This window comes from Micromonospora sp. NPDC049101 (genome assembly GCF_040648675.1).
GTDB lineage: Bacteria > Actinomycetota > Actinomycetes > Mycobacteriales > Micromonosporaceae > Micromonospora.
Genome location: NZ_JBEZED010000004.1, coordinates 114,009 through 135,597 on the forward strand (window position 1 = coordinate 114,009; position 21,589 = coordinate 135,597).

Sequence of the window (21,589 nt, forward strand, 5' to 3'; positions counted from 1 at the left end):
GTCGCGACGGCGGATGCGACTACCGGATGATCGCGCGTCCGTCTGGCGCCGGAGGGCGGAAGTGGCGATCGACGGATAACGTCGGCACATGACTGTTGAGCACCCCGCGCTCGCACTACGTGGCCTGGCCAAACGCTTCGACGGCACGATCGCGGTGGCCGGCGTCGACCTGGACGTCCCCGCCGGCTCGTTCTACGGCCTGCTCGGCCCGAACGGCGCCGGCAAGACCACCACCCTGTCGATGGCGGTCGGGCTGTTGCGGCCGGACGCCGGCTCGGCGTGGGTGCTCGGGCACGACGTCTGGCAGGATCCGGTGACCGCCAAGCGGCTGCTCGGCGTGATGCCCGACGGTGTCCGCCTGTTCGACCGGCTGACCGGGGCCGAGCTGCTGGCGTACAACGGGTTGTTGCGGGGAATGGACCCGGCGGTGGTCGACCAGCGGGCCGCGGAGTTGCTTGACGTGTTGGCGCTCGGCGATGCCGGCCGGACGCTTGTGGTGGACTACTCGGCGGGCATGAAGAAGAAGATCGGCCTCGCCTGCGCGCTGCTGCACGGCCCTCGGGTGTTGGTGCTGGACGAGCCGTTCGAGGCGGTCGACCCGGTCTCCGCCGCGCTGATCCGGGACATCCTCACCCGTTACGCGGCAGGTGGCGGCACGGTGATCTTCTCCAGTCACGTGATGGAGGTCGTCGAGCGGCTCTGCTCGCACGTGGCCATCCTGGCCGGCGGCACCATCAAGCGGGTCGGCACGATCAGCGACGTGCGCGGCGGCCGCTCGTTGGAGGACGTCTTCGTCGAGGTGGTGGGCGGGCGCACCGCGACCGGCGAGGAGCTGTCGTGGCTCTCCCGGTGATCGCGGACACCGCACCCGCCGTGCCGGTGCGTGCGGTCTCCGCTCGACACTTCGCGCGGCTCAAGCTGCGGGTGATGGGCAACAGCTTCCGGGGCCAGGGTTGGCGGATCGCCCTGTTCATCGGTGGTGCGGTGGTCGGGCTCTGGTTCGCCGTCAGCGGCTTCTTCCTCTTCGCCGCGCCCGGCCTGGCCGACGACGGCACGTACGCGGTGCTCGTCGCGGCGGCGGGCGGCGGGCTGCTGGTGCTCGGTTGGCTTCTCCTACCGCTTGTCTTCTTCGGGGTGGACGAAACCCTGGATCCAGCCCGGTTCGCGCTGCTGCCACTGCCCCGCCGGACGTTGGTGACCGGCCTGTTCGTCGCGGCCCTGATCAGCGTGCCGGTGCTGGCGGTGCTCATCGCGTCGTTCGGGCTGGTGCTCACCGCGCTGTCCCTGGGCGGCTGGTCGGCGGGGTTGGTCGCCCTCGTCGGCGTGCTCGCCGGGCTGCTGCTCTGCGTGGCCGCCAGCCGAGCGGTGACCAGCGCGTTCGCCACCATGTTGCGGTCGCGTCGGGTCCGCGACCTGGCGGCCGTGCTGCTGGCGGTGACCGCCGCCATGCTCGGCCCGTTGCAGGTCGTCGGCCTCGCCGCCCTACGGGAGGCGGACTGGGGCCGACTGGCCGGCGTGGCGACCGTGATCGGCTGGACGCCGTTGGGCGCACCGTGGACGATGGGCATCGACGTGGCCCAGGGCCGGGTCTGGGCCGCACCGGTCAAGTTGCTGATCACGGTGGTGGCGATCGGTGCCCTGCTGCTCTGGTGGTCCCGGTCGCTGGAGTCGGCGATGGTGGGTGCGGCGAGCGCCGGCAAGGCACCGGCCCGACGCGCCACCACCGGCGGTGCGGTCGAGCAACTGTTCCCCAGGTTCGCCGGCTGGGCGCGGCGGGACCGGTTCGGCGCGCTGGTCGCCAGGGAGGCCCGCTACTGGTGGCGGGACGCCCGCCGCCGGGCCAACCTGATCACGATCGCGGTGGTCGGCATCTTCGTACCCGTGTTCATCAACGTGACGGGCGGGGACTTCGCGTTCGAGGGCGAGGCGGGGTTGACCGCGGGTGTCGCCGACAGCTCGCCGGTCGTGGTCACCATCTCCATGCTCCTCGTGGGCGTGCTCGCCGCGGTCACCCTGGCCAATCAGTTCGGCTTCGACGGCAGCGCGTACGCGGCGAACGTGGTGGCGGGCGTGCCCGGCCGGGTGGAGCTGCGCGCCCGCATGGTGGCCTTCTCGCTGTACGTGCTGCCGCTGCTGGGGTTCGTCGCGGTGGTGCTGTCGATAGTGCTCGGTCGACCAGAGTGGATCGCGCTCACCATCGGCGGCCTGGTCGCCTCCTACGGTGCCGGGCTGGCGGTGAACAGCCTGATCTCGGTGCTCGGGGCGTACTCGCTGCCGGAGACGAGCAACCCGTTCGCGATGAACAGCGGTGCCGGCGTGGCGAAGGGGCTACTCACCCTGGTGGCCATGCTCGCCTCGGTGGTCACGGCGGTGCCGATGGCGGTGGCGGCGGCACTGCTCGGCGACGCCTGGCTCTGGCTGGCCCTGCCGGTGGGCGCGGCGTACGGGGTGGGCGCGGCGCTGCTGGGCGCGTACCTGGCCGGCGACGTGCTGGACCGGCGTCAGCCGGAGCTGCTGGCCACGGTCACACCACGCCGTTAGCCGACGCGCCGGCCGAGGGCCTGGGCGGTGTCGGCGACGAAGCCGCGCCGGGCGAACGGCGACCACCGGTGATGGGTGCCGCCCGGGACTGTCGCATCGCCACGAGCGATATGCCTCCGGGTCATAAATATGCCTCTGAGTCATCACGGTTGTTCGTGCATCGGCCCCCGGCCAGCGAACCGCACCGCACCCGGCGGGCCGCACCGCCGCGCCGGGGCGGAGCGCCGAGGTGAGCCGGCGGCACCTGCCGATGCGCCCGCTCTGGCGAGGTCGGGGCGGCACAATGTTTCACGTGAATCATGAGCCGGGTGCCGAGATCCATCACACCGACCCGTTCGCGGTGCCGAGGGGGCAGCGGTCGCCGGCACGCCGGCTGCGCGGTCGACTCGCCACGCCGGTAACACTCTGGACGGCGCCGGGCCCCGCCGGGTTGACGGTGTCGTCCACGCTTGTCGCCGAGGGGGAGCCGGACCGGATGCTCGGGCTGATCGATCCGGAGTCCGACCTCTGGGCGGCAGTGGAGGAGGCGGGCCGGTTCGCGGTCACGCTGCTCGGCCCGCCGCACCGGCAACTCGCGGACCGGTTCGCCGGCCTCTTTCCCGCCCCGGGCGGGCTCTTCGCCACCGGCGAGTGGGTCGACACGCCGCACGGGCCGGTGCCGGGGGATGCCGGCGGCTGGGTTGGATGCCGACTGGACAGCGCCCGCGAGTGCGGCTGGGGCCTGCTGGTGGAGGCCATCATCGAGACGGTCGAGCTGACCGAGGAGGCGTCTCCCCTGCTGCACTTTCGCGGTCGGTACCACGAGTTGCCGGCCTGAACGGGCGGCTCGACCGGACCGACCGGTCACCGGGGTGACCTGAGTCACTTGGCGCAGGCAACCAACCGCTCGGCGCACTCGTCTACCGCCGTCGATCTCAGCCTTCCCTGTCGGGGAGTGCGCTCTCTACCGTGCGCGAAACTCCTCTGACGCCTGTGAAGGTGGTGATCCACAGATGTCCACGGACACACCCGCTCCGGCCGCTTCCCAGTCGGACAAGTACCTGGCCGTACAACGGTCGGACGAATTCGCCGGGCTGCGGCGTGCGCTGCGCGGCTTCGTCTTCCCGATGACCGTCGCGTTCTTCCTGTGGTATGCGCTCTACGTCATTCTCTCCGCGTACGCCCGGGACTTCATGGGCACGAAGCTGTTCGGCAGCAACATCAACGTCGCACTGGTCTTCGGCCTGCTCCAGTTCGTCTCGACGTTCCTGATCGCCTGGCTCTACGCCCGATACGCCGACCGGAAGATCGACCCCATCGCCGACCGGATCCGCGAAGAGATCGGGGAGGTGACCCATGAGCACGGTCCTCGCGGCTGAGACGGTCCTCGCGGCCGAGGCGGGCAACCACACCGCCCGCAACCTGACCATCACGCTCTTCCTGATCTTCGTGGCGGTGACCCTGGCCATCACCATCTGGGCCAGCCGGCAGACCAAGACGGCTACCGACTTCTACGCCGGCGGCCGGTCCTTCTCCGGCTTCCAGAACGGCATGGCGATCGGCGGCGACTACATGTCGGCCGCGTCGTTCCTCGGCATCGCCGGCATCATCGCGCTGTACGGCTACGACGGCTTCCTCTACTCGATCGGCTTCCTGGTCGCCTGGCTGGTGGCCCTGCTGCTGGTCGCGGAGCTGCTGCGTAACTCGGGCCGGTACACGATGGCCGACGTGCTGGCCTTCCGGATGCGGCAGCGTCCGGTGCGTACGGCGGCGGCGGTCTCCACCATCACGGTGTCGATCTTCTACCTGTTGGCGCAGATGGTGGGTGCCGGTGCGCTCGTCGCGCTGCTGCTCGGCATCAGGCCGGGCACGACCTTCCTCGGCATGGACGCGGCGACCGCCAAGGTGGCGACCATCATCATGGTCGGCGCCCTGATGATCGTTTACGTGACCGTGGGTGGCATGAAGGGCACCACGTACGTGCAGATCGTCAAGGCGTTCCTGCTGATGACCGGCGCGCTGCTGATGACCGTGCTGGTGCTGGCGAAGTTCCACTTCAACCTGTCGGAGCTGCTCGGCGCCGCCGCCGCCAAATCCGGAAAGGGCGAGGCCCTCCTGCAACCGGGCCTGCGGTACGGCGTGGAGGTCGCCGGAAACGCCACGCAGACGTTCTACAACAAGATGGACCTGCTCTCGCTCGGCATCGCCCTGGTGCTCGGCACCGCCGGTCTGCCGCACATCCTGATCCGCTTCTACACGGTGCCGACCGCCAAGGCGGCCCGCAAGAGCGTGCTCTGGGCGATCGGCATCATCGGCACCTTCTACCTGCTCACCCTGGCCCTCGGCTTCGGTGCGGCGGCGCTGGTCGGCAGCAAGGCGATCACCGATCAGGACAAGGCCGGCAACACCGCGGCACCGCAGTTGGCCGAGGCGTTGGGTTTGGACTTCTTCGGCGGTGACCTGGGTGGTGCCGCCATGTTGGCGATCATCGCGGCGGTCGCCTTCGCCACCATCCTGGCGGTGGTGGCTGGGTTGACCCTGGCCTCCTCGTCCAGCCTCGCGCACGACTTCTACGCGAACGTGATGAAGAAGGGGGAGGCGTCGGAGCGCCAGGAGGTGCGGGTCGCCCGGATCTCCGCCCTGGTGATCGGCGCGATCTCCATCCTGCTGTCGATCTTCGCGCAGAACCTCAACGTGGCGTTCCTGGTGGCGCTGGCCTTCGCGGTCGCCGCCTCGGGCAACCTGCCGGCGATCCTCTACAGCCTGTTCTGGCGGCGGTTCAACACCTCCGGCGCGGTGTGGGCGATCTACGGCGGTCTGCTCTCGGCCGTGCTGCTGGTGTTCTTCTCGCCGGTGGTCTCCGGCGCGGCGACCTCGATGTTCCCGGATCACGACTGGCAGTGGTTCCCGCTGTCCAACCCGGGCATCCTCTCCATCCCGTTCGGTTTCCTGTGCGGGTGGATCGGCACGATCATCTCGAAGGAGCACGACGAGGCGAAGTACGCGGAGCTGGAGGTGCGCGCCCTCACCGGCGCTGGCGCCCACTGATTCAGGCACCGGGCCCCCTGCTGACGCCACGCGTCCGCGGGGGGCCTCTCGCCGTTATCGGGGATCGGTAGGCTGACCAGCATGAAGGTTGTTGAGCGCTTCGGTTCCGGTCACCGCGTTCTCGTCACCGGCGGAGCTGGTTTCGTCCCGTCGCACCTGGTGGATGTGCTGATCGCCCGCGGTTGCGAGGTGGTGGCGCTGGACAACTTCGTGACCGGCTCCAAGGAAAACATCGCCCACCTGCTGGATCGGCCAACCTTCACGCTCGTCGATGCGGACATCTCCGACGGCCTGCCGACCAACCACCCGGCACTGGCCGAGCGGTTCGACGCGATCCTGCACATGGCCTCACCGGCCAGCCCCACCGACTTCGCCCAACTGCCGGTGGAGATCCTCCGGGTCGGCTCGGTGGGCACCCTGCACCTGTTGGAGCGCGCGGTCGCCGACGGCGCCCGGTTCCTGATGGCCTCCACCTCCGAGGCGTACGGGGACCCGAAGGAGCACCCGCAGCGCGAGACCTACTGGGGCAACGTCAACCCGATCGGGGTGCGCAGCGTTTACGACGAGGCGAAGCGCTTCTCCGAGGCGGCCACCATGGCGTACCACCGGTACCGAGGGCTCGACGCGGCGATCGTCCGGATCTTCAACACGTACGGCCCGCGGATGCGCCCGGACGACGGTCGGGCCATCCCCACCTTCATCTCGCAGGCGCTGCGCGGCGAGCCGATCACCGTGCACGGCAGCGGCAACCAGACCCGGTCGATCTGCTTCGTCGAGGATCTGGTGCGGGGCATCCTGCTGCTGCTCGACTCGACCGAGACGGGCCCGATCAACTGCGGCACCGAGCACGAGCTGTCCATGCGGCAACTCGCCGAGTTGATCGTGTCACTCTCCGGCAGCAGTTCGACGGTGACCTACGTCACTCGCAGCTCGGATGACCCGGAGATGCGACGCCCCGATCTCACCCTGGCCCGCGAACTGCTCGGCTACGAGTCGACGGTGGCGCCCGAAGACGGCCTGCGACGCACGATCGCGCACTTCCGGGCTCACCTCGGGTAACGCGACGGCGATCGCTGAGTGTCGGCTGAAGGCGGCAGTGGCTCGCGCTACGTACCCTGAGTGACATGTCTGCGACCTCGTCTGCCGGCGTCCCGCATCCGCACCTGCACCGCAGCTCCGGACGCGCGTCGGTGCCCGGCCCCGATCGGGCCGCCTCCGGGCGTGCCCGTCCGACCGAGGCACGCTTCTACCCGCCGTACGACGAGGAGCAGCCCAGGCCCGACGGCCCGGTGGGGCCACGGGGGCCCGGCGGGCCGGGTGGCCTGGGCGGGTCGGGGCGACGTGGGCCGCGACCCCGCTGGGGCCGGATCGCCCTCGTGGCGGGGATCGCGGTGCTGGTGCTGGCGCTGCTCGGCAGCGTGGGCGCCTGGTTGTACGCCCGCAACCTCAACGGTGACCTGGCCCGCACCGACCCGTTCGCGGAGATCACCGGTGGCCGGCCGGCCAAGACCGTCGACGGCGCGCTGAACATCCTGCTGGTCGGCAGCGACTCACGGGACCCGGACGCGCCGGTCGACGCCAAGAGTCAGTGGCGCGCCGACACGGTCATCGTGATGCACATTCCGGCCGACCACCAGCAGGCGTACCTGGTCTCCATCCCGCGGGACCTCTACGTGCCGATTCCGGAGAGCGCCGGCGCGGACTGCGCCTCGGGCCAGCGCGCGAAGATCAACGCGGCGTTCGCGTTCGGCGGGCTGCCGCTGGCGGTTCGCACCGTGGAGTGCTTCACCGACGTCCGGATCGACCACGTGATGGCGATCGACTTCGGCGGCTTCAAGGAGGTCACCGACGCTCTCGGCGGGGTGGACCTGAAGGTGGAGCGGACCATCACCTCGATCCACAAGCCGTACCGGACGTTCACCAAGGGCACCAACCACATGGACGGCGCGGAGGCGCTGGACTGGATCCGTCAGCGCAAGCAGTTCCCGGACGGGGACTTCGCCCGGATGCGGCACCAGCAGGAGTTTCTCCGGGCCCTGATGGACAAGGCGGCGAGCAGCGGCACGCTGGCGAACCCGGCGAAGCTCAACAACTTCCTCAAATCGGTGACCGCGGCCGTAACCGTCGACCAGGATTTCTCGGTTACCGACATGGCGCTGCAGTTCCGCAACCTGCGCGGCCAGAACCTCACCTTCGTGACAAGCCCGAACTCGGGCAGCGACACGATCAACGGCGAGTCGGTGGTGGTCTCCGACCGGGAGAAGGCACTCGCCATGTACCAGGCCATGACGGCGGACACCATGGCGGACTGGGTCAAGGCCAACCCGCCGAAGGGCAAGGACGGCGGCTGACCGTGCCGGTCGGCCGCCGGGCCGACGGTCGCCCCGCCGCTCGGCTCATCGAGACACGACGATCGATCCGCTCCGTGGGAAATCGACGACCCGATTGACCCGTGATGAACTCGCCAAGTCGATTTGATGTACGTAGAGTGGTGCCGCCCCCTCCTGATCACGAGCTGGAGCACGCATGCCGGTTCAGGCCAGTCGTCGCCCTTCGTCCCCCGGGTCTGCCGCGCCCAGCGGCCGTGCCGCCGCGTCCATACCGGCCCAGGCGCGCCCCTCGCGTGGCGGGCCGGGCGGTCGCCCGCCCGGCGGCGGGAACGGTGGTCGGGTCGTCGGCGGGGGGTCGGCGAAGAAGCGGACCAAGCGCAAGGACCCGCTGTGGGCCCGGCTGACCGTGGTGTTCGGGGCGGTGCTGATGCTCAGCAGCGGCGTGGGCATCGTCGGCGGCAAGGTGCTGATCGGTCAGGCGACCGGGGACATCGCGCAACGCAACCTGCTCGGTGACGCCAGCAAGTCCGACGCCGAGGGCGGGGCCAGTCTGGACGGCCCGATCGACATGCTGCTGCTCGGCGTGGACGCGCGGGAGCGCTGGGCCGCCGACGACGTCCGCTCGGACAGCATCATCATCCTGCACATCCCGGCCACGCACGACCAGGCGTACCTGATCTCCATCCCCCGGGACACCGAGGTGCAGATCCCGGCCCGCCCGAAGAACGGCTGGTCCGGCGGCAGCGCGAAGATCAATGCGGCCTTCGAGGTGGGCGCCCGCAACGGCGGCGGCTGGGAGGGCGGCGCCCAGTTGATGGCCGAGACGATCAAGGGACTCACCGGCGTCAGCTTCGACGGCGCGGCGATCATCAACTTCGGCGGCTTCAAGAACGTCATCGACACCCTCGGCACCGTGCGGATCTGCGTGAGCCACGAGGTCAGGTCCAAGCACATGTCGTTCGTCGACGGCAAGCCGATGTGGAACGCCGACGCCAAGAAGACCGGCAAGAAGATGACCCCGGTGGTGCACAAGAAGGGCTGCCAGCAGATGGAGGGCTGGGCGGCGCTCGACTACTCCCGGCAGCGCTACGGGCTGCCCGGTGGCGACTACGACCGGCAGCAGAACCAGCAGCAGCTGATCAAGGCGATGGCCAAGAAGGCCACCGACGGCGGGATGCTGACCAACCCGACCAAGCTCCAGCAGCTGATCAAGGCGGCCGGCAAGGCGTTCGTGCTGGACACCGGCGGGGCGTCGATCGAGAACTTCATCTTCACCATGCGCGGGGTGACCGCGAACGAGCTGACCATGCTCAAGACCAACAACGGCACCTTCAACGGCACCGACAACGGCACCGAGGCGTTGAACGACGAGACGAAGGAGATGTTCCGCGCGGTCAAGCAGGACAAGCTCGCCGAGTTCGTCTTCACCCACCCCGAGGTGATCTCCAGCCGCAAGTGAGCGGTGCCGGTCGGAAGTCCCGGAAAGCCGGCGACCAGCCCGTCACCGCCCGTAACCTGACGTGAGCGGGTTTCACGTATCGGTCGCGGGGAGGCGGTCACGTCCAGGTGGGGACGGAACGTGGCGGGCCGAGCCGGAGCGGCTCCGCCCAGCCGAGCACGTCGCGCCCGAGGGCCACGGATCATGCTCGGTATCGGCCTGGCCCTCGTCGTGCTGGCCGGGCTCGCCGTGGTCGGCCTCAAGACGCTGAGCAACAGGTACGACCGCACGGTCACCAAGGAGCAGTTGCTCGACGCGGACGCCCGCACCGAGCGCACCGACCTGGACGGGCCCCTCAACTATCTCCTGGTCGGCTCCGACCGTCGCCCCGGCGGCAGCGGACCGGACCAACGCTCCGACACCATCCTCATCGTGCACGTGCCGGCCGGCCAGCGGGAGGCGTACCTGGTCTCCGTGCCGCGTGACCTGCTTGTCGCCATCCCGCCCACGAGCGGCTTCGGGGGCGGTCAAGACAAGATCAATGCGGCGTACGAGCACGGCGGCGGCGGACCGGCCGGCGCCCAACTACTCTCCGCCACCCTCAACCGGCTCACCGGAATCCGGTTCGACGGTGCCGCGTTGATCGACTTCTCCGGCTTCCGGAAGGTCATCGACCTCCTCGGCGGGGTGCGGATGTGCGTGGACACCGAGGTCCGCTCCATCCACACCAACCGGGTCTTCCCGGTCGGCTGCCAACAGCTGGACGGGGCGCAGGCCCTGGACTACGTCCGGCAGCGCTACGACCTGCCCGGGGGCGACTACGACCGGCAGCACCACCAGCAGCAGTTGCTCCGGGCGATGCTGGACAGCGCCGGCAGGGCGGATCTGCGGAGCAACCCAGTCAAGTTGGACCAGGTGCTCCGGGCGGTGGGCGGCTCGTTGACGGTGGACACCAACGGCGTACCCCTGGAGGACCTGCTCCTCGCGCTGCGCGCGCTGCCGCCCGACGGGATGCGCGGCGTCCAGGTGCCGTCGTCCCCACAGACCATCGACGAGGTCTCGTACGTGGTGCTGGACAACGGAGGCAACGGGCTGTTCGAGGCGGTACGCGGCCGGCAGATGCCGTCGTGGGCGCAGGCCAACCCGCGCTGGGTGACCCGGTTGTGATGGTGCCGACGGCCAGGTCGGTGCCGAACCGGTCGACGAGGATCTAGTGTTGCTTCCTGTGTTCGGACCCCAGGTTCCCACCGTGCCCGTGACCGAGATCGCCGACGAGACCTACCTGCTGGATGTGCGGGAGGCCGACGAATGGTCGGCCGGCCATGCGCCCACCGCCCACCACCTGCCGATGATGGAGCTGCCGGCCCGGCTCGCGGAGGTGCCCACCGACCGGGACGTGGCGGTCATCTGCCGCTCCGGCGGGCGTTCCGCCCAGGTCGTCGCCTACCTGGTCAACAACGGCTGGGAGCAGGTGCGCAACGCCGACGGCGGGATGCGCCAGTGGGCCGCCGTCGGCCGTCCGGTGGTCGACGCGAACGGGCAGCCCGGCCAGGTCATCTGAGGCGGCCGGGATGGGTGGGCCACTGGTCTTCGCGCACCGCGGCGCCTCGTACGACCTTCCCGAGCACACCCTCGCCGCGTACCTGCGCGCTCTCGACGAGGGTGCCGACGGCCTGGAGTGTGACGTCCGGCTGACCCGGGACGGGCACCTGGTCTGCGTGCACGACCGGCGACTGGACCGCACCAGCAACGGTCGCGGTCTGGTCAGCGCGCGGACGCTCGCCGAGCTGGAGGCACTGGACTTCGGCTCCTGGCACCCGGGCAGCGCGCCGGCCGGGGACGTACCCCCGGACGACTCGCACACCCGGCTGCTGACCCTGACCCGACTGCTGGACGCGGTACTCGCCGCCGGCCGGCCGGTCCGGCTGCTGGTGGAGACGAAGCATCCGTCCCGCTACGGCTCGAACGTGGAACGGCGACTGGTCAGCCTGCTGCGCCAGTACGGGCTTGCCGACCCGGCGCCGGACGACCCGGTGCAGGTCACCGTCATGTCGTTCTCCCCGCTGGCGGTCCGTCGGGTGCACGAGCTCGCGCCGAAGCTGCCCACGGTGCTGTTGCTGGAGGTGTTGCCGCGTTGGCCGCGGCTGGGGCGGCTGCCGTTCGGCACCCGTATCGCGGGGCCGGGCATCGGCCTGGTCCGGGCCCGCCCGCACCTGCTGCCCGCACTTCGCACGGCCGGCAACCAGGTGTACGTCTGGACGGTCAACGAGCCGACCGACCTCGATCTGGTGCTGGCCGCCGGGGCGGACGGGATCATCACCGACCGGCCGGGCTACGCCCTCGCCCGACTGGACCGCTGACCCGGCAGGGATGCCAAATCCAGGCCGGCGAGGCAGACTCGGCACATGCCGGAGCGTATCGATTTCCCCGCTCTCCTCACCGGTCACACAGTCGTGATCGAGATGATCAACTCTGGGGAGGCGGGCCTGCCGGTCCTCACCCAACTGCTGCGGGTGGCCCAGCCGGCCCTCGGCGCGACCGGTATGGCGTTCGTCGAGTTCGGTCCGACAGGCGGTCGCGTGATCGCCGCCACCGGCACGGCGGGATCGGCCCTCGGCCGTCCGCTGGCGGCCGACGACCCGGACACTGTCTGCCTGCTCAACGGGCCACGGGTGCGCAACGTGCGGGTGGGCCGCCTCAACGGCAAGTTGGCCGGCGAGCTGACCGGCAGTGACCTGCGCTGGATGGTGGTCTCGCGGGCCGAGATCGGCGGCCACACCGTCGGCAGTCTGCACGCGCTCTATCCCGGCGACGACAAGCCGGACGCCGAGCGGCAGGGGGTCGTCGCCTACCTCGCGTCCTGTGTCGCGCACATGTACGGCGACCAGAGCGGCCTGCCGGTGCACGGTGACGGCCCGGTGGTGGCGGCACTCGCCGACGGGCTGGCCGTCGTCGACCGGGACGGGTACGTCCGCCTCTGGAACCCGGCCGCCGCCCAGGTCACCGGCCGGTCGGTCGAGCAGGCACTGAGCCGTCCACTGCCGTTTCCGTTGCCGCCCTCCGGTCAGGTCCGCGACCACCGGATGCCGGACGGCCGTTGGCTGCGGATCACCTCCGGCGAGCTGCCCGGCCCGGGCTCGTTGCGGGTGGTCACCTTCCGCGACATCACCGACCAGCAGCGCCGCGACCACGACCGGGAGCTGTTCGTCGCGGTGACCAGCCATGAGCTGCGCACCCCCGTCACCGTGATCAAGGGGTACGCGGACACCCTCACCGACCACTGGGAGTCGCTGACCGACATCGACCGGCGGCAGGCCGCCCGGGTGATCGGGCAACGCGCGAACGAGCTGGCCCGGCTGGTCGACCGTCTCCTCAGCTCGGCGGCCGAGGCCGGGCCGGGCGACGATCCGCCCACCCCGTTCGACCTCGGTGAGGCGCTGCGCTCGGCAGTTCTGGACCTGCCGACGGAGTTGCGCCGCCGGCTGGTGCTCCGCCTCCCGGCCGACCTGCCCAAGGCGCTCGGCCACCGACCCAGCCTGGCCACCGTGCTGACCGAGCTGACAACCAACGCCGGCAAATACTCGGCGCCCGACTCTCCGATCGAGATCGCCGCCTCACCGGACGGTCAACTGGTGGCGTTCCGGGTCAGCGACCGGGGCATCGGCATCCGACCGGAGCACGTGGAGCGGGCGTTCGACAGGTTCTGGCAGGGCGAGTCCGGCGACCGGCGCGGCTACCCGGGGGCAGGGCTCGGCCTCTATCTCGTTCGCCGAATCGTTGAACAACAGAATGGATGGGTATCCCTACGTCCAAGGACCGGCGGCGGTACGGTCGCAGAGGTGCGGCTACCGCGCGGTTGACCGAGGGTGGCGCGACGTGGAGGCAACGGTGGCAGCGGCAGCGAGGGATCGGGCGTGGTGCGTGGTGGTTCCCCACCACCCGGCCGGGGCACGGCTGGCCCGGCACCGGCTCGCCGGTGAACTGGCGGACGTCGTCGCCCCGACGCTCCTCGCGGATCTGATCGCGGTGCTCGCGGAGCTGGTGGGCAACGCGGTGCGGCACGCCCGGCCGCTGCCCGGTGGAGTGGTCCGGGTGGCCTGGCGGTTGCGGCCCTCGGCCGAGGGCACCCTGATCCAGCTCGGCGTCACCGACGGCGGCGGCGCGAGCACCGCGCCACGGCTCCGGACGGCCAGCGCCGACGCGGCGGACGGGCGAGGGCTGCACATCGTGGCCGGGCTGGCCACCCGCTGGGGCGTCGAACGGGACGGGATGGGCCAGCGGGTCTGGGCGGAGTTCACCCCAACCCCAACCCCCAACCCCACCCTGGTGCCCACCGCCTGACATCGTTGATCATGGAGTTATTGCCACGACACGCCGGATGCGGTGACAACAACCTCATGATCGACAAGCGATGGGGTGGGTGGGTCCGGCCCACGCGCCGGCAGTTCGGGCTCTAGGCTGTGACGCCGTGAGCAAGCGTCGAAAGAGCCAACGCACCACCGCCGACACCGCCCCCCGCCGCGAGAAGGTGCGCGACGTCTTCGTGCCGCGTCCGTTCGACGGGCTGGTCGACGAGGTCGAGTGGATCGCGCTGCGTGAGTTGGTGCCCGCCGCCTCCGCGCCGCTGCGGCTGGCACCCGCCCTGGTCGAGGAGTTCGGTGACCGGCCGGCGACGCTCGCCACGGTGCTGCCGATGGCCGCCCCCGCGATCACCAAGCCGGACGGCCGGGTGCTCATCGGCCTCCAGCGCCACCAGCAGTCCGGTGACGTCTCCCGGGATCTGGCCGAGGCGCTGCTCAGCGCACTGCGCACCGAGCCGGGAGGCCAGGTGACCGTGCCGCCGCTGCCCGGCCCCGGCCCCCGCCTACAGGACATCCTCGTGGACGGCCCGCTTGAGGTCGCCCTGCACGAGGGCTTCGAGTTCTGGCTCGACCCCGGGGCTGCCGACGATCCGACCGTCCAGGCGTCGCTGGAGCGGGCGAACGCGGCCATCTACCCGACCGTGCGGCTGACCGCCGCGAAGGCCGCGTACTGGTGCCAGGTCCCGGAGAAGGCACACGTGCGCTGGGTGCTGCCGGACGACGAGGACGCCGCCCTGGATGCGCTGGCCCGCCTCGGTGCCGCCGGCACGCTGACGCTCGGCGAGCAGACCAAGTTCGCCGGCATGTTCCGCGCGCACGGTCGGCTGGTGCCGGTCTGGGACCTGCCGGAGCAGACTCCGGCGACCGAGTGGGAGGAGCCGGTGGCGCAGTTCGCCAAGCGGTACGCCGAGGCACTCACCGCCACCGACCCGCTCGACGCCGCCGGCCGACGCGCCCGCCAGGGGTTGCTCGGCCGCCAACTCACCCTGCGCTGAGCGCGGTCGCCCGGCTCGGTCTTCCGCCCGGCCGGGTGCGGTCGCCCGGCTGGATCGGGCACGGTCGTCGCGCGCAGCCGGGCGCCGTGCGTTTCAGCCGGCGACGGGCAGCGGGTCGCGGGTGATCGGGCAGGACATGCAGCGCGGCCCGCCACGGCCGGAGCCCAACTCGGAGCCGGCGATCGGGATCACCTCGATGCCGGCGCGCTCCAGTTGGGCGTTGGTCTCGGTGTTGCGCTCGTAGCCGACGCAGAGCCGGGGCGCCAACGCGAGGGTGTTGTTGCCGTCGTCCCACTGCTCGCGTTCCGCGGTCACCGGGTCCAACCCGGTGTCGATGACCCGCAGCAGGTCCAGGTCCATCGCGTCGGCGGCGGCCCGCAGGAACGGCGCGGGCCCGTCCACCCGCGGGTCCGCACCATCCGCGCCGGCAATCACGGTGTACGCGGACAGCGTGCTCGCGATGTTGGGATACATCAGCACGGCGTCCACGTCGACCATCGTGCAGACCGTGTCGAGGTGCATGGTGGCGCGTTTCTGGGCGATCGGCACCACCAGGATGGTGTGGGCGAGCCCGGCGGCGAAGACCTGCCGGGCGAGGCGTTCGGCGCCGGCCGGTGTGGTCCGTTCGCCCACCCCGACCGCCAGCACCCCGGGTGCGAGCAGCAGTACGTCCCCGCCCTCCAGGTGCTCCAGGCTCGGGCGGTAGACGAAGTCGGTGCCGGCGAAGCGTGGATGGTGGCGGTAGATGGCGTCGGTCAGGGTGGTCTCGCGTCGGCGGGCCGGCATGGCCAGGCTCGTCACACCAACCCGATCGCCGATCCACAGCGATGAGTCGCGGGTGAACAGCAGGTTGGGTAACGGATCGATAACGAAGTCGTGTCGATCCATCAGCGTGTAGACAAGCCCGCCCGGCCGCGCCGAGGAGATCCGCAGCTCCTCGTGGGCCAGCCCGGCGGTGAGCACGTCGGCCAGGGCGGCCGGGTCGAGGTAGGAGAGATGGTCGGCGACGCGGGCCCGCAGGGTGTCGCCGAGCCGCCGGGAGCGCAGCACCTCCTCGGTGAGTTCGGCACGGGCGTCCGCGACGGCAAGCGTCTCCGCCAGCAGGGTCGCCAGGTAGAGCACCTCGACCCCACGGTCGCGCAGGGCGGTGGCGAACGCGTCGTGCTCCTCCTGGGCCCGTCCGACCCAGGGGATCGCGTCGAACAGGAGTGAGTCGTTGTTGCGGGGCGTGAGCCGGGCCAGTTCGGGGCCGGGCCGGTGCAGCAGTACGGTGCCGAGCCGGCCGACTTCACTGTCGACGTAGTGGGTCACTCCCGCAGCGTAGGGCAGGGTTTGGCGGCATCCGAGAAAAGAACTGTGGATGAATATGGCATTCATCCATAGTCACTCCGGCGCTCCGGCTTGCCGAACACCGGTAGTGGCAACGTAGGGTAGTGAGGACATAACTTCGAGGGACCTTTTGCCGGAGGTCGCGATGACTGTCTTTCCCGCACGACGAGCCGTACCGTCCGCTCGGGCACTGCCGCCCGTCGCGGTGCCACACCCCCGCGTCGAGTCGCCAGGGGTTCTCGAACCGGTCCGTCCGACACCGCTCGAATGGGCTCGCCGCCGTCGTGCCGAGCGGGGCGCGCGCCGCCTCGAGGCGGCCGGGGCGCGAGCACTGGGCCAACTCGACCACCTCGGGCCGGCCTGGCACGTCATCGAGTGGCCGCGCACCGACGTCACCGACGTCCTCGATCGCGGTCAGGACGACCGGGCCGGGTTCCTCGCCATCGGGCCGAGCGGTCTCTTCGCCGTGACCATCGCCGATCACGGCCGGGCCAGGGTCCTCGTCGCCGGTGACGTCGTGCAGATCAACGGCAAGCGTCCACCGTACGTGGCCGAGTCCCGCCGGGACGCCAAGCGGGCCAGCAAGGCCCTCTCCGACGCGGTGGGGCTGCCCGTCCCGGTGACGCCGGTGCTGACCTTCGTCGGCTCCGGTGTGATCAGCGTCTACGGCCTCCCCAAGGACTGTCTGATGGCCACCCACCGAGAACTGGACCGGCTTCTCGTGGCTGGTGGCAGCCGGATCAGCCCCGCCACGGCCGAGAAGCTCTCCCGGGTCGCACAGCATCCCAGCACCTGGCTCAACGGCACGTACCGTCCAACTGCCGACTACCGGTGGTATGAGGAGGGCCGAACGGCCGCTGACAAGCCGGCCCACCGCCGGTAACGTCACCGTCGACGCCACGCGGCTCCGGTCCCCCCGACTACCCACCGGTCTCCGCGCCGTCACCGGTCGCCTCGGTTCACGCTGCGCGACTCGGTGACCCGGTGCGCTCGGTGATTCCGTCGGCGACCCGCTAGCGTGGACAGTCGATCGGTGCACATAGGAGGCGCGGTGGCCCACGTCGAACTTTCGCTCTCAGAAGCGTTCGTGCCGGCGGCGCGGGCCTCGACAGAGCCGGAGTCCGGCAACGTCGGCCAATGGTCCTCGACAGTCTCCCGGGCCGACGAGCCGTGCTTGCTGATCGACACCGACACCCTGGTGGTGGCGATCTCGACCGCCGGCTGCCAGTTGCTCTGTCTGGGCGAGCCGGACGTCCTGATCGGGCGACCGCTGCTTGACGGAGGGCTGCGCCTGCTCGACTTCACCGCAAACCGGGGCGAGCTGACCGAGGCCGAGATCGACAAGATCCCGCCCCTGCTGGCGCTCACCTCCGGTCGACTCGCCCGAGGGCTGCTCCGGGTGCAGGCCGCCTCGGCGAACAGCTCCGACGCGACAGTCGACGCGATCTCCACCCCGGTGCTCACCGACGGTGCCGTGGCCGGTTCGCTCACCTTCTTCTCCGAGGTCTGACCTGCGACAAGCCGCACACGGCGTTGCTGGCCCAGCCCTGCGCGAGTAGGCCGTAAGGTGCCCCCATGCTCGATATCGCCCTGCTGCCCGGGGAGTACGCGGTGTGGCGGTTGGCCGCCGGCACCGCCCTGCCGTACGCGCTGTCGAGCGGGCTGAGCGGCACCGACGTGGTGACGGTGAGCTGGACCTCCGATGGCATCTCGGTGATCTGCCCAGCGGATCGGGTGCCGGTGCAGGCCGTGGTGGAAACCGCCTGGCGCTGTCTACGGGTCACCGCCCCCGCCGACATGGCCAGCACCGGCAGCCTGGCCACGCTCGTCGATCCGCTCGCCGAGGCACGGGTCAGTGTGGTCACGTTCTCCACCTTCGACACCGACTACCTGCTGGTGCCGGCCGTCCGGCTGACCGAGGGCACCGCCGCGCTACAGCGCGCCGGGCACCGCGTCACCGGCTGACCTTCACCCGACCGGCCGCTGACCCTACGATGGGCTCGGCCACCCCGGCCGCGACGAATTCTCCGATGTCCCGAGGATCGGCCCGTGCCGTTCACCCCGCCCCACCCCCCGTCTCCCCCACCACGGGCGACGGCCTACCTCCCACCGGCGACACCCAGCCGGGCATCCGACCACGCCCCCACTCGGGCCACCGCCCGGATCCGGCCGGTCGCGCTCGCGGTGCTCGCCGTCGCGGTGCTCGCCGGCTGTGGCGCCCCACCCGAGCTACGGGAGCCGACTGCCGCGCCAACCCGCACCGCGGCACCGACGACACCTGGGCCGAGCACCGCACCCAGCACGCCGCCGGCCACCGCACCACCACTCGGCACGGTCACGCCCACCCCGGATGCCGGGCTGGTCGCCACACCCTGCCGGAACGGGCCGACCGGCGAGCGGGTGGTGCAACTGCTGCGCGGCCGGGCCGGGGTGCTTCCGGCAAACGTTCGGGTCCAGGTCCGCACCGGGCCGCTCTGCGCCGCCGAGTGGCAGTACACAGTCCTGCAGGTGACCGGGCACGAGGAGCTCCAGGTGGTCACCCGGGGCCAGGCCACCGCACCGACCCTGGTCACCGCCGGCACCGACGTCTGCACCATCGAGGTACGCGCCACCAGCCCGGCCGGGATCCGCGCCCTCGCCTGCGACGCCGCTCCGGCCAGCCGGCCGAGTGCGTAGGCTGACCGGCATGCCGGGAACACCGCCGACACGCTTCGTCTACCTCGGGCCGGAGGGCACCTTCGCCGAGCAGGCCCTGCGCACACTTCCCGCCGCCGAGCGCGGCACCCGTACGCCCGCCCGCAGCGTCGGTGAGGCGCTGGACAGCGTCCGGACCGGGGACGCCGACGCCGCGCTGGTGCCGCTGGAAAACTCGATCGGCGGCGCGGTGGGCGTCACGCTCGACGAGATGGTCGAGGGCGAGCCGTTGGTGATCACCCGAGAGGTGATCCTGCCGGTGGCGTTCGTGCTCGGCGCTCGACCCGACACTCCGCTGACTTCGATCGGCACCGTGGCGGCCCATCCGCAGGCGTCCACCCAGTGCCGGGGCTGGTTACGCGACCATCTGCCCGACGCCGTGGTGGTCGACGTGCTCTCCAACGGCGCGGCGGCGGCCGGTGCCGGCACCGGCGCGTACGACGCCGCGATCTGCGCACCGATCGGGGCGGCCCGCCACCGGCTCGTGACACTCGCCGACAAGATCGCCGATCATCCGGACGCGGTGACGCGGTTCGCGCTGGTGGCCCGCCCCGGGCCTCCCCCGCCGCCGACCGACGACGACCTCACCTCACTGGCGGTCTACATCGCGCACGACCGGGTCGGCGCGCTGCTGTCGGTGCTGATGGAGCTTGCCGTCCGTGGCGTCAACCTGACGCGCATCGAGTCCCGTCCCACCGGCGAGGCGCTGGGCCGGTACGTCTTCTTCCTGGACTGCACCGGCCACGTCGCCGACGTACGACTGGGTGAGGCGTTGCAGGGGCTGCGCCGGGTCTGCGCGGAGGTCCGCTTCCTGGGCTCGTACCCCCGGCACCGGTGGGTCGACGCGGCGCGCGATCGGCCGGTGCCCGCGCCGGCGGGCCTCTCCGACGCCGACTACGTCGACGCGGCGGCCTGGCTGACCCGACTGCGCACAGGTGAGTTGACCTGACCGGGCGCTCCCAACCGATCGGGAGCGCCCCGCGCCGCAGGTGATCAGCTCAGCAGGCCGCCGAGCAGACCGCCCTCCTGCTGCTGCTGGCCGCTGCCCAGGACCGGCGGCTCCTCGGACGGCTGCACCACCACGAAGCCCTGACCGGCGAAGCTCATCGTGAACGACTCACCGGTACGCCGACCCAGCAGCGTGCCGAGGCCCAGTTGCTCGGCCCGGTGGTAGCCGGTCTGCAGGTTCGCCGACCAGCACACCGCGGCCTGCGGGTCGACGTACGTGGGGGCGTCCACGTTGAGCACGACCGGGGTGCCCTTGGTGGTGATGGCGATCCGGCCGTAGCCGCTGAACACACAGTTGAACAGGCCGGACGAGGAGGCCATCCCGGCGCCGCCGACCATCCTGATGTCGTACTGGAGGGTCGAGTCGAAGGCGAGCACACTGGAACCGTTGATGGAGAGGGCGTCGCCCGGCTCCAGGTCGATGATGTGCACGTCCTTGGCCAGCTCGGCGAGGAAGACGTCACCGTGGCCGGAAACCTTCATCAGGGGGACGCCCTCGCCGGTGAGCTTCTGCTTGAGAAACTTGCCGAGCCCGCCCGAGCCGAGCGCCTGGAACTGCACATTCCCCTGGTAGGCGACCATCGACCCGACTCGGGCCATCGCCTCCCCGTTGAGTTCGATCTTCAACATCTTGGAGTTTTGCAGCCGCATGCCGGGCTGCGCGGACTCCTTCTCCAGGTTTTCCGCGGAGAACAGCTCACTGCGCATGAAAGGGTGCCTCCTGACAGGGTTGCGATTGCTGCACCGAAGGTAGGCGACCAGGGCAACCACGGGCCATCGGCCGAGCGGTGACCGCGACTGTCGGAGGGCTCAGCCCCAGCCCAGGGCGTGTAGCCGATCGTCGTCGATACCGAAGTGGTGCGCGATCTCGTGCACGACGGTCACCGCCACCTCGTCGACGACGTCGTCGTCGTTGTCGCAGATTCGCAGGATCGGGTGTCGGTAGATGAAGATCCGGTCCGGCAACACACCGGAGTAGTCCCAACCGCGGCTGGTCAGGGCGTGGCCCTCGTAGAGGCCGAGCAGGCCGGGCTCGCCCTGCGGCGGGTCGTCCTCGACGAGGATCACCACGTTGTTCATCAGGCCGAGCAGCTCCTCGGGCACCTCGTCGAGGGCGTCGGCAACCAGCTCCTCGAAGCGCTCGCGGGTCATGTCTACCGGCACGGCACCCATTCTGCCCGACGCCGCACCCGTTGGGCCGGTCGAGACGTGGCGCCGATCGGATCCGCAGGCTCACGGAGAGAGTGACCGCCCAGGGGCGGGCGGAGACTCTCGTCCGTGAACGAGCGGTTGTGGGTCGACCGGCTGTTGTGGTCGACCGCTCAGGAGGCCAGGCGCGCGTCGAGGGTGATCTCGGCGCCCGGTGAGAGCAGGCGGGAGATCGGGCAGTTGGCCTTGGCGGCCTCGGCGAGCTTCTGGAACTCCGCGTCGTCGATCCCCGGGACCTGGCCGACGGTCTCCAGGTCGATCCGGGTCACGGTCATGCCGGCGTCGGTCTTGTCCAGGTGGACCTTGGCGGTGGTCTCGACCGAGGTGGCCGTCGAGCCGGCGTCGGCGAGCGCCTTCGAGAACGCCATCGAGAAGCAGCCGGCGTGTGCTGCGGCGATCAACTCCTCGGGGTTGGTGCCCTCGCCCTCCTCGAAGCGCGACTTGAAGGAGTAGTTGCCCGACAGGCCGCCCTTACCGGTGCGGACCGTGCCGGAGCCCTCGGTGAGATTGCCCTGCCATTGTGCTGAAGCGGTACGGATAGGCATGAGGAGAACGCTAGCGGAAAGGTGACCGTCGAGCGACCGACCGGCACGGACGCCTGCCCTGCGATCCCTGTCACGATCGGCTGGCTGTGCCATGATGCGACCCAGGTCCGTG

The 21,589-nt window shown here is 70.8% G+C and carries 22 protein-coding genes and 1 pseudogene; 19 read left to right on the forward strand and 4 right to left on the reverse strand.

All coding sequences use genetic code 11. The annotated features are described in order from the left end of the window. Positions 1 to 88 precede the first annotated feature (88 nt). From AB0B57_RS06595 to AB0B57_RS06660, 14 genes and pseudogenes are all read left to right on the forward strand, one after another. Positions 89 to 853 (forward strand): ABC transporter ATP-binding protein, encoded by a 765-nt coding sequence (locus AB0B57_RS06595; RefSeq protein ID WP_357065893.1) that lies wholly within the window; start codon positions 89 to 91, stop codon positions 851 to 853. Further along, positions 838 to 2,541 (forward strand): ABC transporter permease, encoded by a 1,704-nt coding sequence (locus tag AB0B57_RS06600; RefSeq protein ID WP_357065895.1) that lies wholly within the window; start codon positions 838 to 840, stop codon positions 2,539 to 2,541. The genes AB0B57_RS06595 and AB0B57_RS06600 overlap by 16 nt, the downstream gene beginning before the upstream one ends. A gap of 283 nt (positions 2,542 to 2,824) precedes the next feature. Further along, positions 2,825 to 3,358, forward strand: a pseudogene (locus tag AB0B57_RS06605) (flavin reductase family protein); the annotation flags it as partial. 175 nt (positions 3,359 to 3,533) lie between these two features. Beyond that, complete coding sequence (locus tag AB0B57_RS06610; protein WP_357065898.1) at positions 3,534 to 3,899, forward strand: DUF485 domain-containing protein; 366 nt, start codon at positions 3,534 to 3,536, stop codon at positions 3,897 to 3,899. Continuing rightward, the gene (locus tag AB0B57_RS06615) at positions 3,877 to 5,568 is read left to right on the forward strand and encodes a cation acetate symporter (protein ID WP_357065901.1); all 1,692 of its coding nucleotides are present in this window, start codon (positions 3,877 to 3,879) and stop codon (positions 5,566 to 5,568) included. Before AB0B57_RS06610 ends, AB0B57_RS06615 begins: the two co-directional genes overlap by 23 nt. Positions 5,569 to 5,649: 81 nt before the next feature. Beyond that, positions 5,650 to 6,627 carry an NAD-dependent epimerase/dehydratase family protein gene (locus AB0B57_RS06620; protein ID WP_357065904.1) on the forward strand — a complete coding sequence of 326 codons (978 nt, stop codon included), beginning with the start codon at positions 5,650 to 5,652 and terminating at the stop codon, positions 6,625 to 6,627. A 65-nt stretch (positions 6,628 to 6,692) separates the two neighbouring features. Then, on the forward strand, positions 6,693 to 7,919 hold the full coding sequence (locus AB0B57_RS06625; protein WP_357065906.1) for an LCP family protein: 1,227 nt from the start codon (positions 6,693 to 6,695) through the stop codon (positions 7,917 to 7,919). 175 nt (positions 7,920 to 8,094) lie between these two features. Next, positions 8,095 to 9,357 (forward strand): LCP family protein, encoded by a 1,263-nt coding sequence (locus tag AB0B57_RS06630; protein ID WP_357065909.1) that lies wholly within the window; start codon positions 8,095 to 8,097, stop codon positions 9,355 to 9,357. A 183-nt stretch (positions 9,358 to 9,540) separates the two neighbouring features. Continuing rightward, on the forward strand, positions 9,541 to 10,503 hold the full coding sequence (locus AB0B57_RS06635) for an LCP family protein (protein ID WP_357065913.1): 963 nt from the start codon (positions 9,541 to 9,543) through the stop codon (positions 10,501 to 10,503). 58 nt (positions 10,504 to 10,561) lie between these two features. Further along, positions 10,562 to 10,897, forward strand: a complete 336-nt coding sequence (locus AB0B57_RS06640; protein WP_357065916.1) for a rhodanese-like domain-containing protein — start codon at positions 10,562 to 10,564, stop codon at positions 10,895 to 10,897. 10 nt (positions 10,898 to 10,907) lie between these two features. Next, the gene (locus tag AB0B57_RS06645; protein WP_357065919.1) at positions 10,908 to 11,696 is read left to right on the forward strand and encodes a glycerophosphodiester phosphodiesterase family protein; all 789 of its coding nucleotides are present in this window, start codon (positions 10,908 to 10,910) and stop codon (positions 11,694 to 11,696) included. A 45-nt stretch (positions 11,697 to 11,741) separates the two neighbouring features. After that, complete coding sequence (locus AB0B57_RS06650; protein WP_357065921.1) at positions 11,742 to 13,196, forward strand: PAS domain-containing sensor histidine kinase; 1,455 nt, start codon at positions 11,742 to 11,744, stop codon at positions 13,194 to 13,196. Between the two features lie 61 nt (positions 13,197 to 13,257). Then, entirely contained in the window at positions 13,258 to 13,677 is a 420-nt protein-coding gene (locus AB0B57_RS06655) for an ATP-binding protein (RefSeq protein WP_357066535.1), read from the forward strand. 127 nt (positions 13,678 to 13,804) lie between these two features. Then, a complete protein-coding gene (locus AB0B57_RS06660) occupies positions 13,805 to 14,692 on the forward strand; it encodes a DUF5926 family protein (RefSeq protein WP_357065924.1) in 888 nt (295 codons plus the stop codon). Between the two features lie 93 nt (positions 14,693 to 14,785). Here AB0B57_RS06660 and AB0B57_RS06665 read toward each other — a convergent pair whose 3' ends face one another. Continuing rightward, complete coding sequence (locus AB0B57_RS06665) at positions 14,786 to 16,003, reverse strand: arginine deiminase (protein ID WP_357065926.1); 1,218 nt, start codon at positions 16,001 to 16,003, stop codon at positions 14,786 to 14,788. A 163-nt stretch (positions 16,004 to 16,166) separates the two neighbouring features. Between AB0B57_RS06665 and AB0B57_RS06670 the strand changes: the two genes are divergently transcribed. From AB0B57_RS06670 to pheA, 5 genes are all read left to right on the forward strand, one after another. Next, complete coding sequence (locus AB0B57_RS06670; RefSeq protein ID WP_357065929.1) at positions 16,167 to 16,904, forward strand: hypothetical protein; 738 nt, start codon at positions 16,167 to 16,169, stop codon at positions 16,902 to 16,904. A gap of 168 nt (positions 16,905 to 17,072) precedes the next feature. Continuing rightward, complete coding sequence (locus AB0B57_RS06675; protein WP_357065932.1) at positions 17,073 to 17,531, forward strand: hypothetical protein; 459 nt, start codon at positions 17,073 to 17,075, stop codon at positions 17,529 to 17,531. Between the two features lie 65 nt (positions 17,532 to 17,596). Beyond that, a complete protein-coding gene (locus tag AB0B57_RS06680) occupies positions 17,597 to 17,986 on the forward strand; it encodes an ACT domain-containing protein (RefSeq protein ID WP_357065935.1) in 390 nt (129 codons plus the stop codon). Positions 17,987 to 18,070: 84 nt separating this feature from the next. Then, positions 18,071 to 18,697, forward strand: coding sequence for a hypothetical protein (locus AB0B57_RS06685; protein WP_357065938.1), 627 nt, complete (start codon positions 18,071 to 18,073; stop codon positions 18,695 to 18,697). Between the two features lie 10 nt (positions 18,698 to 18,707). Next, complete coding sequence (gene pheA, locus AB0B57_RS06690) at positions 18,708 to 19,664, forward strand: prephenate dehydratase (protein WP_357065941.1); 957 nt, start codon at positions 18,708 to 18,710, stop codon at positions 19,662 to 19,664. Between the two features lie 44 nt (positions 19,665 to 19,708). Here pheA and AB0B57_RS06695 read toward each other — a convergent pair whose 3' ends face one another. The 3 genes from AB0B57_RS06695 to AB0B57_RS06705 form a co-directional block, all read right to left on the reverse strand. Continuing rightward, the gene (locus AB0B57_RS06695; RefSeq protein ID WP_357065944.1) at positions 19,709 to 20,431 is read right to left on the reverse strand and encodes an AIM24 family protein; all 723 of its coding nucleotides are present in this window, start codon (positions 20,429 to 20,431) and stop codon (positions 19,709 to 19,711) included. 102 nt (positions 20,432 to 20,533) lie between these two features. After that, a complete protein-coding gene (locus tag AB0B57_RS06700; protein WP_357065946.1) occupies positions 20,534 to 20,896 on the reverse strand; it encodes a metallopeptidase family protein in 363 nt (120 codons plus the stop codon). A 149-nt stretch (positions 20,897 to 21,045) separates the two neighbouring features. After that, a complete protein-coding gene (locus AB0B57_RS06705) occupies positions 21,046 to 21,477 on the reverse strand; it encodes an OsmC family protein (RefSeq protein ID WP_357065949.1) in 432 nt (143 codons plus the stop codon). Positions 21,478 to 21,589: the final 112 nt, after the last annotated feature.

Coding starts and splice junctions, on each gene's coding strand:
- AB0B57_RS06695 (WP_357065944.1), bottom strand. CDS start 20,431: ATGCGCAGTGAGCTGTTCTCCGCGGAAAACCTGGAGAAGGAGTCCGCG.
- AB0B57_RS06700 (WP_357065946.1), bottom strand. CDS start 20,896: ATGGGTGCCGTGCCGGTAGACATGACCCGCGAGCGCTTCGAGGAGCTG.
- AB0B57_RS06595 (WP_357065893.1), top strand. CDS start 89: ATGACTGTTGAGCACCCCGCGCTCGCACTACGTGGCCTGGCCAAACGC.
- AB0B57_RS06670 (WP_357065929.1), top strand. CDS start 16,167: ATGACTGTCTTTCCCGCACGACGAGCCGTACCGTCCGCTCGGGCACTG.
- AB0B57_RS06635 (WP_357065913.1), top strand. CDS start 9,541: ATGCTCGGTATCGGCCTGGCCCTCGTCGTGCTGGCCGGGCTCGCCGTG.
- AB0B57_RS06610 (WP_357065898.1), top strand. CDS start 3,534: ATGTCCACGGACACACCCGCTCCGGCCGCTTCCCAGTCGGACAAGTAC.
- AB0B57_RS06705 (WP_357065949.1), bottom strand. CDS start 21,477: ATGCCTATCCGTACCGCTTCAGCACAATGGCAGGGCAATCTCACCGAG.
- AB0B57_RS06630 (WP_357065909.1), top strand. CDS start 8,095: ATGCCGGTTCAGGCCAGTCGTCGCCCTTCGTCCCCCGGGTCTGCCGCG.
- AB0B57_RS06615 (WP_357065901.1), top strand. CDS start 3,877: ATGAGCACGGTCCTCGCGGCTGAGACGGTCCTCGCGGCCGAGGCGGGC.
- AB0B57_RS06620 (WP_357065904.1), top strand. CDS start 5,650: ATGAAGGTTGTTGAGCGCTTCGGTTCCGGTCACCGCGTTCTCGTCACC.
- AB0B57_RS06645 (WP_357065919.1), top strand. CDS start 10,908: ATGGGTGGGCCACTGGTCTTCGCGCACCGCGGCGCCTCGTACGACCTT.
- pheA (WP_357065941.1), top strand. CDS start 18,708: ATGCCGGGAACACCGCCGACACGCTTCGTCTACCTCGGGCCGGAGGGC.
- AB0B57_RS06680 (WP_357065935.1), top strand. CDS start 17,597: ATGCTCGATATCGCCCTGCTGCCCGGGGAGTACGCGGTGTGGCGGTTG.
- AB0B57_RS06625 (WP_357065906.1), top strand. CDS start 6,693: ATGTCTGCGACCTCGTCTGCCGGCGTCCCGCATCCGCACCTGCACCGC.
- AB0B57_RS06650 (WP_357065921.1), top strand. CDS start 11,742: ATGCCGGAGCGTATCGATTTCCCCGCTCTCCTCACCGGTCACACAGTC.